The organism is Desulfovibrio sp. (genome assembly GCF_019422935.1).
Taxonomy (GTDB): Bacteria; Desulfobacterota; Desulfovibrionia; order Desulfovibrionales; family Desulfovibrionaceae; genus Desulfovibrio.
This window is the reverse complement of the sequence record NZ_JAHZCJ010000001.1, coordinates 272,261-288,228: the sequence shown is the minus strand read 5'-3', so window position 1 is coordinate 288,228 and position 15,968 is coordinate 272,261. Positions and strand designations below refer to the sequence as shown.

Genomic DNA, 15,968 nt, shown 5'->3' with positions numbered 1-15,968 from the left:
GTGATCGAAAGAAAAGCCATCGTTTTCAACATACAGAAATACAATATGTATGACGGTCCGGGCATCCGCACCATCGTTTTCTTCAAGGGCTGCGCCCTTCGCTGCAAATGGTGCTCAAACCCCGAAAGCCAGCGTCGGCGCTGTGATGTGCTGTACAAAAAAGACCTTTGCATCTCCTGCGGCGCGTGCGTGCCCGTCTGCCCCTCAGGCATTCACGCGCTCGCAGGTGTGCAAGGCCAGCACACCGTCAACAGGGAGCTTGACTGCATCGCCTGTGGACGCTGCGTAAAGGCCTGCCCTCAGGGGGCGCTGGCCATCGCGGGCGAATGCAAGGGCATTTCTGAACTGCTGGAAGTGGTGGAACAGGACTGGCCCTTTTACCAGAGCTCCGGCGGGGGCGTTACCGTTGGCGGCGGCGAGCCCATGCTCCAGCCGGAAGCCGTGGCAAACCTGCTCCTGGCCTGCAAGCACAAGGGCATCAACACCGCCATGGAAACATGCGGCTATGCCCGCCCCGAAGTGGTGCGCCAGCTTGCCGAAGTGGTTGATCTCTTCCTCTTCGACATCAAGCACATGAATCCGGAAAAGCACTATGCCCTCACAGGCGTGCGCAACGAAACCATCTTGGCGAACCTGAGCTGGCTGCTTGAAAACGGCAGCAACGTGCGCATCCGCATGCCACTGCTGAAGGGATACAACGACGATGCGGAAGAACTGCACGCCGTAGGGAAATTTCTGTATAATTACAAAGGGATGAAAAATCTTAAGGGTGTTGATCTGCTCCCCTACCACAAAATGGGCGTCGGCAAGTACGCCCAGCTCGACATGGAATATCCCATCAAGGACAACCCTGTGCTTGATGACCGGGATATGGCGACCATGGAGAGCATTTTGCGTGGCTATGACCTCGATGTGAAGACCATCAGGCATTAACGCAGACAATTACGGACAAACCCGCGCCGCGCCCTTGCGCTGTGAAGGAGAAAAAGCATGCTTGCATTAGGACTTGTGGAAACGAGGGGCTTGATAGGAGCCATTGAGGCTGCCGACGCCATGCTCAAGGCGGCAGACGTGCGCCTGCTCGAAAAGTCTCTTGCTTCCGGCGGGCTTGTGACCATCACCATTGCGGGCGAAGTGGCAGCCGTGCAGTCCTCCGTGGACGCCGCCACGGCCTCCATTGCGCGCATTGAAGGTGCGGAGTGCGTTTCGCGGCATGTCATCCCCCGCCCTGATGCGGAGCTTGAACATATTTTGCTGTTGCAACCGCGCAGCATTGAGATTGAGGCGGCGGCCCCGGCAGAGGCCGCACAGGAAGGCCAAACAAGCATGACTGACCCCGCCGACAAGGCGAAGCCCGCCACGCAGGCCGCGCCCCCGAGCAAGGAAAAGCTCGCGGGCATGAGCATAAACAAACTTCGGCAGTTGGCCAGAGACCTTCAGGTTCCGCTCACGCGCGGGCAGATTGTCTCCTCCGACAAGAAAACGCTGATAGACGCCATTTGCCGGGCGGCTCTGAAGGAAAAGGAGTAAAAAATGGTCGATAAGGATTTGCTCTCCATTCAGGAGGTGCGCGCACTGGTTCGCGCTGCGCGCAAGGCGCAGCCGGAATTCGCACAGATGAGCCAGGAACGTGTGGACGCCGTGATCAAGGCCGTTTCCGAAGCCACCGCTGCCCAGGCTGAAACGCTGGGCGCAATGGCTGCGGAAGAAACCGGCTTTGGCAAACCGCAGGACAAAAAGACCAAGAACCTGCTTGCCAGCGAAAAGGTCTATGCCTGCATTCGCGACATGAAGACCGTGGGCATTCTTTCTACCAACAACGAGACCAAGGTTGTGGAAGTGGCCGTGCCCGTGGGTGTGATTGCGGGTATTGTGCCCTCCACCAACCCCACGTCCACCACCATCTACAAGTCGCTGATCTCGCTCAAGTCGGGCAACGCCATTGTATTTACGCCGCACCCCAGCGCCCGCAAGTGCATTGCCAAAACGGTGGAAATCATTCAGGGCGCGCTGCGCAGCTGCAACGTGTCGCCCGATCTGGTGAGCTGCATCACCATTCCCACCATTGAAGGCACCAACGAACTGATGAAGATCTGCGATCTTATCCTTGCTACGGGCGGCCCCGGCATGGTCAAGGCCGCGTACAGCTCCGGCACGCCTGCTCTGGGCGTGGGCGCTGGCAACACGCCCGCATTCATTGAACGCACCGCCGATATCGAAAGCGCCGTGACCAAGATCATGAGCAGCAAAACTTTCGACAACGGCACCATCTGCGCCTCCGAGCAGTCCATCGTCACCGAATCCTGCATCGCCGCCAAGGTGCGCGCCACGCTGGAAGCCCAGGGAGCCTACTTCCTCCAGGGCGAAAAGCTGGAAAAGGTCAAAAACGTCATGGAACGCGGCAATGGCAGCATGAACCCCGCCATTGTGGGCCGCGACGCCCTGACCATTGCCCGCATCGCCGGCATCGACGTGCCCCAGGGTACGCGCCTGCTCGTTTCGGACGAAAAGGGCGTTGGCCCCAAGTATCCTTTCTCCAAAGAAAAGCTCACGGCCCTGCTCAGCTTTTACGTGGTGGAAGATTGGCATGAAGCCTGCGAACTGTGCACGGCCCTGCTGCACAACTGCGGCGCTGGCCACACCCTTGCCATCCACTCCAACAACGAAGAAATCATCCGCGAATTCGGCCTCAAAAAACCTGTTTCGCGCATCATGGTCAACACGCCCGCCACGCAGGGCGCGGTGGGCCTCAGCACCGGGCTGTTCCCCTCGTTCACCCTGGGCTGCGGCGCCGTTGGCGGCAGCGCCACTTCCGACAACGTCACGCCCATGAACCTGATCAACATTCGTCGTGTGGCCTATGACCTCAACTCCCAGTGCTGCTGCTCCGGCAACGGGCACGGCGCGGCCAGCCATGCTGCCCCTGCCGCCTCCTGCTGCTCCGGCAGCGGTCATGGCACGTCTGCTCCGGCTGCGGGCGCTGGCAACATTGATATCAACGCCGTCACAGAACTGATTGTGGCCGAGCTGAAGAAGGTTCTTTAGCAGCTGCACCGGGCTGGCCTGCGCCTGCCCAATGTAACCGTAACAGCCCGTTATTGCGGAATGCCCCCAACGGCATGACCCGCTCAGGGGCACAACAACATACGCAAATAACGCAAGGAGAATAGCTATGACCGCTTCCGCCAACGCTCTGGGCATGATCGAAACCCGTGGTCTTGTGGGCGCTATTGAAGCCGCCGATGCCATGGTGAAAGCCGCCAACGTAACCCTTATTGGCCGCAGCCAGGTGGGTTCCGGCCTTGTCACCGTTATGGTGCGCGGCGATGTGGGCGCTGTTAAGGCCGCCACTGACGCCGGTGCCGCCGCTGCCAAAAAGGTGGGCGAACTCGTGAGCGTGCACGTGATCCCCCGCCCCCACAGCGAAGTGGAAATGATTCTGCCCAAGCGCGAAGCCTAGTCTTTGCCGTATCTGGCCCCCCGGCGCACACTGACGGGCAGCGCGCTGCACGCGAGCAGCGCCGGGGGAGCCATAGGCAGAACGCCTCTACGGAAACGGCGCGGCGTTGCCCATGAAAAGACGCCCGCCAAAGGAATTTGAGCCTGCGGCCCGATTCCCGCGTATTTACAAGGCGGTTGCCCAATGCGCAGCCGTTGCATGCTGGAGCCAAGATGAACGAACAAGCGATCAAGGACATTGTGACAGATGTTGTGCGCAAGGTGCTGACAGAGCAGTGCGCCAGCAGCGACAGGGAAGAAACCATGAACGCCGGGCCCATCCCGGTGGAGATTTCCGCCCGTCACGTCCATCTGAGCGTCGAAGATGCGCTGTCGCTGTACGGTGAGGCCCTGCGACCCGAAAGGCCGCTCTCGCAGCCGGGACAATTTTTGTGCGTTGAACGCGTGCGGCTGATCGGCCCCAAGGGCGTCATGGACAAGGTGGCCGTTCTCGGCCCCGCCCGCAGCGTTTCGCAGATCGAGCTTTCCAAGACCGATGCCCGCATTCTGGGCATCAATCCTCCGGTGCGCCAGAGCGGCGACACCAAGGACACCCCTGGCATTGTGCTTGCATCCACCACGGGCATTGTGGGCCTGGAATCGGGCGTGATCGTTGCCGCCCGCCACATCCACATGCACACCGATGATGCCGAACGTTTCGGCCTCAAGGACAAGGACAAGGTCGCCGTGCGTCTTGATACGGAACGGCCCATGATTCTTGAAGACGTGCTGGTGCGCGTGAGCGACTCCTTTAAACTTGCCATGCACATTGATGCGGACGAAGGCAACAGCGCAGGCTGGAAGCCCGGCGTCACCGGCGTCATCGTGCGGCGCTCAAGGGGCTGATATGGACTTTGCCGCAGCGGACAAACTGATCGCCACGCTTGACCAGTGCCGGGAAAATCCCCGCAAGGTCAGCCCCACGGAACCCCTTTATGTGGGTGTAGACCTTGGCACCGCGTACATTGTGGTGGTTGTGGTCAACGCCAAACGCGAGCCTGTGGCCTGTGCCATGCGCTTTGCCCAGGTGGTGCGTGACGGTCTGGTGGTGGACTACGCGGGCGGCGCGCGCATTGTGCGCGAGCTGACCGAAGAGCTGGAAGAACGCCTTGGCCGCAAGCTTGAAAATGCCGCCATTGCCGTTCCGCCCGGCACCAGCGAGCGCGACTGCGCAACTCACCGCCATGTGGCGGAGGCCGCTGGCTACCGCGTTACCGCCCTGCTTGACGAACCCACTGCGGCCAACAGCGTTTTGCAGGTGCGCGACGGCGCCATCGTGGATATCGGCGGCGGCACCACCGGCATTGCCCTGTTGCAGGACGGCAAGGTTGTGTACGTGGCGGACGAACCCACGGGCGGAACGCACGTTTCGCTTGTGCTGGCGGGTAATTACGACATTCCTTTTGACGAAGCTGAAGACCTGAAAAAGGACGCGAGCCGCCACAAGGAACTTTTGCCCGTGGTGCGGCCCGTGATTGAAAAGATGGCGGCCATCGTCAAGAAGCACATTCAGGGGCGCAAGGTTTCGGCCCTGTACCTTGTGGGCGGCACCTGCTGCCTCGCGGATATGGAATCCATCATCCAGAAAGACACCGGCGTGCCCACATTCAAGCCCGCCAATCCTTTTCTGGTGACGCCGCTTGGCATAGCCCTCAACTGCACAGACTAGAGCATTTTGCTTTTACGAATATAATTCAAAGCCTTAAATGACTATAGGAGCGCGGCTTATGCCCGTGGAACTGAACACACTTATTACCGCCGTGGTGCGGGCCGTGCTGGATCAGCTTGATACCAGGCCCACGTCTGTGGCTCTGGTGCTGGCCCCCAGGGACGAAACCCTCGCCCGCCAGGTGGAAAAGCGCCTCGGCAGTGCCATGCAGGTGTGCTTTCAGGGGCAGAGCGCCGGGCAGGAACCGGCCCTCTACATCCTGCCTGAGCTTTCCTGCCCGGATATGGCGGATCTGGCGCTGGGGCGCGGCTCAAGCCTTGCCCAGCGCGAAGTGCTTGACCTGCTCTTGCAGGGCAAACAGGTGCGCACCCTTGGCTTTGCTTACCGCGCACACGCCGCCACTGCCCCGGACGCGCTTTTGCGCCTGTATGAAGAATATGAAGCGCGGCTTGCGGCCTTTGGCCTGACGGAACTCGCCGAGGCCGCACCGGAGGCGTCGCGCACGCGCGATTGTCTTATAACCGCAAACCATGTGGCCGAGGCCGCCGCAACGGGCGCGCGCACCCTGCGTGCTCCCCAAGGGGCCGTTGTAACACCGCTGGCGCAGGATGCGGCGGCGGAACGCAACATGACCATTTTGAAAGATCTGTAGGTGTCGCATGCTGATAGGCATTGTCGTCGGTAACGTATGGGCCACGCGAAAGGAAGATTCCCTCAACGGGCTCAAGCTCATGGTGGTACAGCGCCTTGACCTCGCCCACAACAGGCTGGCCGAAAGTTTTGTGGCGGTGGACTGCGTGGGAGCCGGTATTGGCGAACGCGTGCTTATCACCACCGGCAGCCCGGCCCGCAAGGCTCTGTACAATCAGGAATCCCCTGTTGACGCAGCCATTGTGGGCATTCTGGATCAGGAAGAAATGATGGGCAAAAGCCCGGAGAGCGAATAGCTCATGGACACACTGGGCATTGTGGACAGCCGCAGCATAGCCGCTGGGGCGGAGCTGGCCGATATCATGCTCAAGGCCGCTCCGGTCACGCTGGTGCGTGCTTCCGTTGTGTGCGCAGGGCGCTTTCTCATCCTTGTGGGGGGAGACAGAGAGGCGGTTGACGCCTCGGTGCAAGCCGCCAGAGCAACGGAAGCGCGCCTTGCGGGCAGCTATGTTGTTTCCAATGTGTCCAGCCAGGTACTCAATGTTCTGCGGCGCATGCCTGCCGAAATCGGCGGCGCGGCCCTGGGCGTTGTTGAATGCCGCAACGCGGCGGACAGCGTCATAGCAGCAGACAAGGCCGTCAAGCAGGCGGCGGTGTCGCTCATGCGCATGGTTCTGGGCCAGGGCATTGGCGGCAAATCGTACTTTGTGCTGACAGGCGATGTGGCCGCCGTGCGTGAAGCCGCAGCCGCAGCCGCTGACGTGCTGGGCAACAACCTGATGCGTATGGTGGTCATTCCCCAGCCCGACCCGGAAGTGGTCAGCGCGCTGGCGGGCACGGCGCGGCGTAGCGCCAATGACGCCCAACAATAACCCGCGCCTGCGGAACGAACGAGGCACATATGGGAAAAACGCTGATAACCATTGATAATCTAGATCAGTTCATCCACGGCAATCAGCTTGTGATGGACTCCGCAAAGATTCTGACCCCCGGCGCGCGCGATGAACTTTGCAAACGCGGCGTCCAGATAAGCTACGACGAGGCCGCCGCCCACCACTGCGGCCACGGCGAATGCGCGCAACACGCGCATGACGGACATGACGAACACTGCGATGACCTGCTCATCGGCGTGGCCGCCATCATCAAACAGCACTATGGCATCACCGACCCCGACGAACTGCGGAAGGTGACGCTGGAAACCGTGGCAGTGATCGGCAAGAGCCTTCACGCTTAAGCCTCTGCCGCGCATACGCAAACATAAAAGGAGATTACAATGGCTATAATGACTGACGCTCTCGGCATGGTTGAAACCCGTGGTCTTGTTGGCGCTGTGGAAGCTGCCGATGCCATGGTCAAGGCTGCCAACGTGACCCTCATCGGTCGCGAACAGGTGGGTTCCGGTCTGGTGACTGTGATGGTGCGCGGCGATGTGGGCGCTGTTAAGGCCGCCACCGATGCGGGCGCTGCCGCTGCCTCGCGCGTGGGCGAACTTGTGAGCGTGCACGTTATCCCCCGCCCCCATGAAGAAGTGGAAATGATTCTGCCCAAGTGCAAGTAAAGCCTGAAGCCGGGCTATGTGATTGCAGCGGGTGCGGTTAGGGCAGTTTACGAAGGAAATGAGGTAACTGCTCTGCAAGGGTTTTCCTGAAAATCCTTGCAACGAAATGCGAGCAGGCAGGCTTTGCCTGTCGTAAGCGAACATTTCAGGAGTGAAATGCTCTGGCGGCCCGCTTTGCGATAATTCCAGTGAGAGGACATCATGGGAAAACCAATTGTTGACGCCATTCGCGCGGCTGGCGTGGTAGGTGCGGGCGGCGCAGGCCTGCCCACGCACGTCAAGGCCGACGCCGCCGCGCAGACGGTGCTGGTCAACGGGGCTTCGTGCGAACCGCTGCTGATGAGCGATCCGTATCTGATGGAAACACAGGTGGACACTCTGGTGCGCGGCCTCGAGGCCATGATGGATTGCACAGGGGCCGGGCGCGGCATCATCTGCCTCAAGGGCAAACACGCCCATGCCATGCTGAGTGTGCGCGAAGGCGTTGCCCGCCTTGGCAAGGGCCGCATCGAGGCCTTTGAACTGGGCGACTTTTACCCTGCCGGCGACGAGCAGGTGATGGTCTATGAAGTGCTGGGCGGCATTGTGCCCGAGCGCGGCATTCCTTTGCAGATCGGCGCAGTGGTAAGCAATGTGGAATCGCTCTGCAATGTGGCCCACGCGCTGGACGGCAAACCTGTGACCCACCGCTACCTCACTGTGGGGTGCGAGGTGCGCAAGCCCATGGTGGTGCGCGTGCCTGTGGGTACCAGGGTTGCCGAGGTGCTGCAATTCGCGGGCGGGCCGACCATTGACGAATACCGCGTGGTGGACGGCGGCCCCATGATGGGCCGCGTGCTGCCCGATACGGATCAGCCCGTCACCAAGACCACAAGCGGTCTGCTTGTGCTGCCGCCCGACCACAACGTGGTGTGCCGCAAGGTCATGGACCCGCATACGGTCAAGCGCCTTACCAACACCATTTGCTGTCAGTGCTCGCAGTGTACCGATCTTTGCCCCCGGCAACTGCTTGGTCACAGCCTGCACCCGCACCGGCTTATGCGCGTGCTTGACGGGCAGGCCGTGGATTCGCCCATTGCGCGCGAGGCCCTGCTCTGCTCCGAATGCGGCATCTGCGAAAAGTTCGCCTGCCCCATGGGCCTTTCGCCCAGGGAAGTGAACGCGCAGCTCAAAAAGGAACTCATGGCCGCCGGGGTCAAGTGGGAAAACAGGGGCGAACCCCTTGCGGCCTCGCGTTTCCGCGACGAGCGCAGGATTCCCACGAGCCGCCTTGTAAGCAGGCTTGGTCTTGCGGGTTATGAAGCGCACCCGCACTTTGCAGGCGACTATACGCCTTCGGAAGTGCGCATTCCTCTGCGCCAGCACATAGGCGCGCCCGCCCTTGCCGTGGTGCATGCGGGCGATCACGTCAAAACAGGCGACCTCATCGGTGAAATTCCCGAAGGGGCCATGGGTGCGCGCGTACACGCCAGCATTGACGGCGTGGTCACTGCCGTTGAAAACGGCATCATAACCATCAAGGCGTGAAGCAACAGGTGAGCGGCATGAAATTACGCACTATAGGCTGTGTGGAACTGAACAGCATCGGCGTGGGCATTCAGACGGCGGACGAAATGGTCAAAGCCGCAAATGTGGAGCTGGTTATTTCCCGCCCCACCTGCCCTGGCCGTTATCTTGTGGTCATCACGGGCGATACCGGAGCCGTGACCAGCTCCGTGCAAACCGGGTTGCACCTGGGCGCGGATCTGGTGGTGGATTCCTTTATCATCCCCAACGTGCACGAAAGCGTTATCCCTGCCATGAACGGCACCGCCATCAGGGAAAAGATCAACGCTCTCGGCATTATTGAAACATACACCGCGGCCTCCTGCGTGCTGGCGGCTGATGCCGCAGCCAAGGCGGGCGATGTGCACCTTGTGGAACTACGCCTTTCTGCGGGCCTGGGCGGCAAAGCCTTTGTGCTCATGACGGGCGAGGTCAGCGCCGTGCAGTCATCCGTGGACGCTGGCGCTGCCAACGTGACGGACGGCGGCCCGGTGGTCAGCAAGATTGTGATCCCCTCGCCCAGCGACGATCTCAAAAAGCAGCTGCTCTAGTAGCAGATGAACTTTGAAATGCTTCACACTTCAAAGTTGTCATTCTGCCGAAAAATGCAATTTTCGGCAAAATCCACGCCTCAGTGTGGCGCGCTGCACTCGCGTGCAGCGTTAGAGCCTTTAACCTTTTTTAAAGTTGAAATGCTCTAAAGAGTTGCCCTCGGGCGACCCTTTGCGCGGGGGGCCAAGCTCCCCGCGCAAATATCACATTCCTTCAAGCAAACAGGCAGCCGCACCATGGAAGAAGCGAAACAGCGCGTCATACAGGAGTATGTGCCCGGCAGGCAGATCACTCTGGCGCACCTTATCGCCAGCCCCCAGCGCGACATTCCCCTCAAGCTCGGCCTTGACGAGAGCGCTACGGACGCCATCGGCATACTCACCATCACGCCCAGCGAAGGCGTGATTATTGCCGCAGATATCGCCACCAAGGCCGCCGATGTGCAGATCGGCTTTCTGGACAGGTTTGGCGGCTCCCTGCTGCTCACCGGCGATGTGGCCAGCGTGGAAGCCGGGCTGCGTGAAGTGCTGCGCTATTTTGGCGATGTGCTCCACTACGCCCTGACCGATTGCACCCGGTCATAGGCCTGCCGTGCGCCGCATTATGCTTATGGGCGAACGGGGGGTGGGCAGACGCACCGTTGCACGCCTGCTGGGCTGCACCGTGCCGGATCTGCGGCGTACCATGGCTGTGGAATACGCCGGAGAGTTTGTTTTTCCCCCGCCGGAATTTCTGGAAAACCGCCGTTTTTACTGCGCCCTCATCACCCTGGCCACGGAATGCGCGGCCATTCTTTTTGTGCAGGATGCTACCCGCCCAACCTCCGCCTTTCCTCCGGGTTTTGCCCGCATATTCAACCGCACGGTTGTTGGCGTTATCAGCAAAACAGACATGGATGCAGCCAACACGGAACGCGCACGGCGCTTTCTGCAGAGCGCGGGGACAACGCAAATCGTTGCGCTGAGCTCTGTAACGCTCGCTGGCGTGGACGAACTGCGCACCGCCCTGCCGCTCAAAGCCTGAATCCTTTAAGATACTGCCCATTGCAAGTCCCGCGCTGTCTGCCATTCCCCTGCATTATCCGCCCTCGAAATCTGTATTTATCCTGTCAACATTGATGCAGAGATTGTTTTCTCCAGCATGATCTTGGCGCGGGCATGCGTACACCCGCACTCATGATTTGAGATTCATACCGGCCACATAAAAAATGAACAAAATTGACAATCATTTTCTTATTTATCAACAACAAACAGCAGTATTCGATAAATATTATCTCTAAAACTCATATATTGGAATGAAAAAATTCATCAAACTGCAACTTCTATATATCGTTGCACAGTACATGATCTTTCCTGTTTTCGTGAGCATATTCACTTTAAAAAATTTTTATGCTAACCATTGCTATATAAGCCTGTTTTTGGCGAATTTTCGTAAAACAGCCGATACTTATTAAAAAGGTATTGTTAATTGACCCTAGGCGTCAAACCTGTAAATAATACTATTATCGTTTTTTAATTTATTCATTGCTTGCTCAGTTAGTGCAATTTAAAAATTTTTGCGTATAACAACGTCAGGTCACAATATTATAGAGTGCATACTGCATCCCATAATTGGCGCGGCTTTGGCCCGATCTTCCCCCACGAAAATGAGAAATGCCGCACAAATTCCAAACAAGGTATAATCATTTAATAAAATGCGCCGAAAGGCACTGCGTTACTGCGGCATTGCCTGCGCAGGATTATAGGGTTTCCGCACGGATTCACGATTCATGGTTTTACGGTTTTTGAAGTGACAACGCTCAGCTCTCCACAGGCGCAAATTGCTGACGACAAAAACAACCATCAAAGAGAACGTGATGATGCTGTATTTATCAAGAAAATGTATTTTTTCAGCCTTACTCTTCGCATTTGTTCAGCTATTTTTTGTTCAAACAGGCAATGCCGACAATTCAAAAACGTACATTGGATCTAAAAACTGCGCTCCATGCCATGAAGAGCAGTACAATTCTTTTATCAAGCATTCCAAAAAAGCCCATTCATGGAATTCTGTAGCTATCATGAAGCCCAAGCTCAAGGAGCATGAACTTCAAAAATGCTACGAATGCCACACCACAGGCTACAACAAGGGCGGATTCAAAAGCATAGAAACTACGCCCGAGCTGGCCGATGTTGGTTGCGAAACCTGCCACGGCCCAGGCAGCGAACATGCGGAAAATCAGGACCCTCAATCCATCAGCAGAAAGCCTGCCGTGGAAACCTGCACGGCATGCCATAATTCCGAGCGGATTCAGGATTTCAAATTCAAGCCACTGATCTTTTCCGGCGCGCACTAGTTCGGGGGTAGCAATGCTTTTATCCAGATCGCTTAATTTCAAAATCACCGTATCTATTGTTACTATTACTTTTCTCGTCATAAGCTGCATAATGACCCTGGAATATTTTGGGGTTAAAAAGCTTATGACAGATGAAATCCGCTCCAGCGCGCACATGGAAACAGGGCTGATATACATGGGCATTGAAAAGCCCATGGTCGTGGGCGACAACAAGGGAACAGCCGACGAGTTCAGCAAAATCAAGAGCAAATTTGGGCATATCACCGCCTACATGACCTCCTACACGGGCAATATCACCTACAGCACGGACGACACCACCCTGCGCAAGGATTTTGCAACTGTAGAAGCGGACAAAGAGCTGGCGGGCCTGCACACGCGCGGCCTCAAAAAGCCCATTGAAGAAGCCATTTTTATTGACCAGAACGGCAAAAAAATTCTGGGCAGCGTTTTTTCCATCGCCAACCAGCGCAGGTGCTATCACTGCCACGGCGAATCAGAACCAATCCTCGGCCAGCTGGTGATGAAGCTTGACGTCACCAACGCCTGGAACTCCATGGAAAACCAGTTGCTGCGCTCGTCCATCATGGGGGCTGTGGGCCTGCTGGCCCTCATTGCCTTTACGGTGCTGGCAATCCGCTATTTTCTCATTCGCCGGATTTCTCGGCTTGTTGCCAATGCCGGGCAGGTGGCCGCAGGCAACCTTGCCGTGGAGTTTGAACAGCAGGGCAAGGACGAACTTGCCTCGCTCTCCACCGACATTGGCAAGATGGTGGCGCAACTCAAAGACAAGCTTGGCTTTTCAGAAGGCGTGCTCAACGGAATTGCCGCCCCCTGCCTGATTATTGGCGCAGACAAAAAAATTCTCTGGCTTAACCAGCATCTGTGCGATCTGCTGGAAAAAACCGCAAAGCCCCAAAGTTTTCTCGGCCTGACATCGGGCAAGTTTTTGTGGAATGACGAAAACCGCGAAACCACCGCAGTGCGCGCCGTGCTGCACCGCAAAAAATTTGTAGCTGAGCGGGAGCTCCCAACGGAAAAAGGCAACCTGCGTTACGTCACTGTTACTGCCACGCCTTTTTTTGACATGGATAATACCCTCATGGGTTCGGTGACATTCTGGAACGACATTACTGAAATCAAAAAAAATCAACGGCAGATTGAAAAGAACGGCGCCATGGTCGCCAGGGTGGCGGAAAACGCGGGCGAAATTGCCACCCACCTTGCCCATATATCCGACCAATTGCTGGAACGCATCGGCCATACCAGCGAAGGCACAGCCAACCAGCAAAACAGGATACGCGAAACCGCCACCGCCATCGAAGCCATGAACGCCTCCATAGTGGATGTGGCGCGCAACGCTGGCGATGCCTCCGTCAATGCAGATCAGGCCCGGCAACGCGCCCAGAGCGGCCAGAAGATCACCGATCAGTCCATTGAAGCCATAGCCGATGTGCGCAAGCACACCACAACCATGAGCACCGGCCTGCACGATCTTGGCAGCAAGGCGCAGGACGTGGGTAAAATCCTTGGCATCATCAGCGATATTGCCGACCAGACAAACCTGCTGGCACTCAACGCCGCCATTGAAGCCGCCCGCGCTGGTGAGGCAGGGCGCGGATTTGCCGTGGTTGCCGATGAAGTGCGCAAACTGGCGGAAAAAACCATGCAGGCCACCATGGAAGTTTCCTCCGCCGTCAAAGGCATTCAGGACAGCGCTCACAGCAATATTGCGCTGATGGATGAAACAGACGCCAGCGTACAGCAGGGCGTGGAGCTTGTGACCCAGGCCGGCGAAGCCTTGCAGGAAATTGTCACCCAGGTCATGCAGACCGCCGACATGATCGGCATAATCGCCACCACGGCTGAAAAGCAGTCCACCGCCTCTGAAGAAATCAACGGCAACATTGGCACGGTTGATTCCATCGCGCTGGATATTTCCAACGCCATGACAGAGCTTGGCGTCACCGCCCGCGAGGTGGCCCAGATGGCCGCCGACCTGCGCGAGACCATTGCCTCCATGAGCAACGGAAACGGCAACGGACACAGCGGTTCCTAACAGAGCATTGTGCTGTTTGTGGCGCGCACGGCGCACCACAGCCTCAGCTACATCAATTCATTTAAAAAGAGCTGCGACGAACTTTTGTTTGCCGCAGTTTTTTTCGTCCCCTTGACATAGATCAATTAATGTTGAAATGTCATTTTATGGAAAGCAAAACTGCCGCCAGCATATTTGAAGCCCTGTCGTCCGAGGTACGCCTCGACCTGTTCAGGCTGCTGGTCAAAAATGCTCCGCAGGGACTGGTGGCTGGCGAAATTGCCCGTCAGCTGGATATTCCCTCCACTAACCTCTCCTTTCACCTCAAGGCCGTGGTGCACAGCGGCCTGGTGACTGTTGAAAAGGAGGGACGTTTTATGCGCTACAAGGCCAGCATCCCCCTGATGCTTGAGGTGATCGCCTACCTTACGTCAGAATGCTGCTCCGCCAACCCCGGCGAATGCCAGAGGTTCCGGGCGGCAAGCGGCGTAGCGCCAGGCATATTGCCGAAGTTGTAGGGGGAAATGCCTCTTTTTTTTGGCTCCAACATATCAACTATTCAACAAATATTAAAATATAGACATCTGCCATGAACACGCCTCTTCAACAACAATGCTGCTGCAAAAATACCTCCCAGCAGGCCCCCCAAAAGCCAGTGGCTGGCGGCTGGAACCTCAAATACACTGCGGTGATTACTGTCCTCGCTGCGCTGTGGTGGCTGGCCTATTCCGTCATGCAGCCTGCGGCGCACTGGCTGGCTGTGGGCCTCATGGGTTTTGCCCCTGGCTCGCCCATTGCGGAATCCGTGGAATTTTTCTTCTATGACACGGCAAAGATTCTGCTTCTGCTGGTGGCGCTTATCTATGCCATCGCCTGGGCGCGGGCCGGGCTCAACGTGGAGCGGGTGCGTGATTATCTGAGCGGCAAGGCAAAGGGCGTAGGCTATTTTCTCGGCTCCGCCTTTGGCGCGGTTACACCATTTTGCTCCTGCTCAAGCATCCCGCTGTTTCTCGGCTTCACCACGGCTAGCATCCCCATGGGCATCACCATGTCCTTTCTCATCACCTCTCCGCTTATCAACGAGCTGGCCGTGGTTTTGCTGTGGGGCCTGCTGGGCTGGAAGATCACTGTAGCCTATGTGGTTGTGGGTATGACCGCTGGCATCATTGGCGGCTGCCTCATGGATGCCATCAAGGCCGAACGCTGGCTGCATCCCTTTATTCTTGAGGCCATGGCCAGCATGCCCGCGCAAGCGGAAGAAGCCAAGAGTGCAGGTGGCGCTCCGGTCTGCTCCCCACGCATTACCCTGCGCCATCGGCACGACTTTGCATGGTCGGAGACCTCCACCATTTTTCGCCGCGTGTGGAAGTGGGTGATCATAGGCGTTGGGCTGGGCGCGGCCCTACATGGCTTTGTGCCGGAAAACTGGTTTGCCGAGCATCTTGGCGCCGGGGAATGGTGGTCTGTGCCGCTTTCTGTCCTGCTGGGCATCCCTCTGTATTCCAGCGTAACGGGTATCATCCCGATTATGGAAAGCCTGCTGACCAAGGGGCTGCCCATCGGCACCACTCTGGCCTTCTGCATGAGCACCGTTGTGGTCAGCCTGCCGGAAATGCTCATGTTGCGGCAGGTCATGACAGGCAAGCTGCTGGCCATTTTTGTTGGCTATCTTTTGCTTATGTTCACCCTGGTGGGCTGGTTGTTTAATCTGGCAGGGTCATTCCTGGCATAACTTTCAGGAGCAAAATAAATGGAAATCAAGGTATTCGGCCCCGGCTGCGCACGTTGCGTGGATGCGGAAAACGTGGTGCGCAAGGCTGCGGAACAGGCTGGCGGTGAAATTTCGGTGCTCAAGGTGTCTGACTTCAGGGAAATCATGGCGGCGCGCATCATCTCCACCCCGGCGGTGATGGTCAACGGCCAGATAAAATGCACGGGCAGGGTGCCCACAAAGGATGAAGTCGCCAACTGGATTGCGGAGGCCAGCGCTTAAACCCTGTTCCTTCCCCGGCCATTGCCAACGCATGTCCAGATGTTTTCGACCCGCCGCGCAGAAGCAACCCGCTTGCCCTGCGCGGCGGGTCACGCTATTGTCGGCCATTGTTCAGGGTGCTATTTCGCATACTTC

Annotated in this window: 20 protein-coding genes; all 20 read left to right on the top strand. The window is 57.7% G+C overall.

Translation table 11 applies throughout. From position 1 onward, the window contains the following. Entirely contained in the window at nt 1–933 is a 933-nt protein-coding gene (gene cutD / locus QZ383_RS01250) for a choline TMA-lyase-activating enzyme (RefSeq protein WP_291442366.1), read from the top strand. Between the two features lie 57 nt (nt 934–990). Continuing rightward, complete coding sequence (locus QZ383_RS14455) at nt 991–1,530, top strand: BMC domain-containing protein (protein ID WP_215647778.1); 540 nt, start codon at nt 991–993, stop codon at nt 1,528–1,530. Between the two features lie 3 nt (nt 1,531–1,533). Next, nucleotides 1,534–3,045, top strand: coding sequence for an acetaldehyde dehydrogenase (acetylating) (locus QZ383_RS01240; protein WP_291442365.1), 1,512 nt, complete (start codon nt 1,534–1,536; stop codon nt 3,043–3,045). 127 nt (nt 3,046–3,172) lie between these two features. After that, entirely contained in the window at nt 3,173–3,460 is a 288-nt protein-coding gene (locus QZ383_RS01235; RefSeq protein WP_022658528.1) for a BMC domain-containing protein, read from the top strand. Between the two features lie 212 nt (nt 3,461–3,672). Beyond that, complete coding sequence (locus tag QZ383_RS01230; protein ID WP_192111450.1) at nt 3,673–4,344, top strand: phosphate propanoyltransferase; 672 nt, start codon at nt 3,673–3,675, stop codon at nt 4,342–4,344. Nucleotide 4,345: 1 nt separating this feature from the next. Beyond that, nucleotides 4,346–5,167, top strand: coding sequence for an ethanolamine utilization protein EutJ (eutJ, locus tag QZ383_RS01225; RefSeq protein ID WP_215647776.1), 822 nt, complete (start codon nt 4,346–4,348; stop codon nt 5,165–5,167). Between the two features lie 58 nt (nt 5,168–5,225). Beyond that, nucleotides 5,226–5,819: a hypothetical protein gene (locus QZ383_RS01220; RefSeq protein WP_291442361.1), complete on the top strand. Its 594-nt coding sequence runs from the start codon at nt 5,226–5,228 to the stop codon at nt 5,817–5,819. Between the two features lie 7 nt (nt 5,820–5,826). Continuing rightward, on the top strand, nt 5,827–6,114 hold the full coding sequence (locus QZ383_RS01215) for a EutN/CcmL family microcompartment protein (protein ID WP_022658524.1): 288 nt from the start codon (nt 5,827–5,829) through the stop codon (nt 6,112–6,114). Nucleotides 6,115–6,117: 3 nt separating this feature from the next. Next, nucleotides 6,118–6,690, top strand: coding sequence for a BMC domain-containing protein (locus QZ383_RS01210; protein WP_291442359.1), 573 nt, complete (start codon nt 6,118–6,120; stop codon nt 6,688–6,690). 29 nt (nt 6,691–6,719) lie between these two features. Further along, nucleotides 6,720–7,052 (top strand): hypothetical protein, encoded by a 333-nt coding sequence (locus tag QZ383_RS01205; RefSeq protein WP_291442357.1) that lies wholly within the window; start codon nt 6,720–6,722, stop codon nt 7,050–7,052. 45 nt (nt 7,053–7,097) lie between these two features. Beyond that, entirely contained in the window at nt 7,098–7,376 is a 279-nt protein-coding gene (locus QZ383_RS01200; RefSeq protein ID WP_108702565.1) for a BMC domain-containing protein, read from the top strand. A gap of 201 nt (nt 7,377–7,577) precedes the next feature. Then, nucleotides 7,578–8,903 (top strand): 4Fe-4S dicluster domain-containing protein, encoded by a 1,326-nt coding sequence (locus QZ383_RS01195; protein ID WP_291442355.1) that lies wholly within the window; start codon nt 7,578–7,580, stop codon nt 8,901–8,903. A 17-nt stretch (nt 8,904–8,920) separates the two neighbouring features. Further along, complete coding sequence (locus QZ383_RS01190) at nt 8,921–9,472, top strand: BMC domain-containing protein (protein ID WP_192111444.1); 552 nt, start codon at nt 8,921–8,923, stop codon at nt 9,470–9,472. Between the two features lie 237 nt (nt 9,473–9,709). Beyond that, nucleotides 9,710–10,057 (top strand): BMC domain-containing protein, encoded by a 348-nt coding sequence (locus QZ383_RS01185; RefSeq protein WP_192111443.1) that lies wholly within the window; start codon nt 9,710–9,712, stop codon nt 10,055–10,057. Nucleotides 10,058–10,064: 7 nt separating this feature from the next. Then, nucleotides 10,065–10,496, top strand: a complete 432-nt coding sequence (locus tag QZ383_RS01180; RefSeq protein ID WP_291442352.1) for a EutP/PduV family microcompartment system protein — start codon at nt 10,065–10,067, stop codon at nt 10,494–10,496. Between the two features lie 796 nt (nt 10,497–11,292). Continuing rightward, complete coding sequence (locus QZ383_RS01175) at nt 11,293–11,805, top strand: cytochrome c family protein (protein WP_291442350.1); 513 nt, start codon at nt 11,293–11,295, stop codon at nt 11,803–11,805. Nucleotides 11,806–11,896: 91 nt separating this feature from the next. Beyond that, nucleotides 11,897–13,861, top strand: coding sequence for a methyl-accepting chemotaxis protein (locus tag QZ383_RS01170; RefSeq protein WP_291442348.1), 1,965 nt, complete (start codon nt 11,897–11,899; stop codon nt 13,859–13,861). Between the two features lie 146 nt (nt 13,862–14,007). After that, nucleotides 14,008–14,358 carry a helix-turn-helix domain-containing protein gene (locus tag QZ383_RS01165; protein ID WP_291442346.1) on the top strand — a complete coding sequence of 117 codons (351 nt, stop codon included), beginning with the start codon at nt 14,008–14,010 and terminating at the stop codon, nt 14,356–14,358. 71 nt (nt 14,359–14,429) lie between these two features. Beyond that, nucleotides 14,430–15,572: a permease gene (locus tag QZ383_RS01160; protein ID WP_291442344.1), complete on the top strand. Its 1,143-nt coding sequence runs from the start codon at nt 14,430–14,432 to the stop codon at nt 15,570–15,572. An 18-nt stretch (nt 15,573–15,590) separates the two neighbouring features. After that, nucleotides 15,591–15,833, top strand: a complete 243-nt coding sequence (locus QZ383_RS01155; RefSeq protein ID WP_291442343.1) for a thioredoxin family protein — start codon at nt 15,591–15,593, stop codon at nt 15,831–15,833. Nucleotides 15,834–15,968 lie beyond the last annotated feature (135 nt).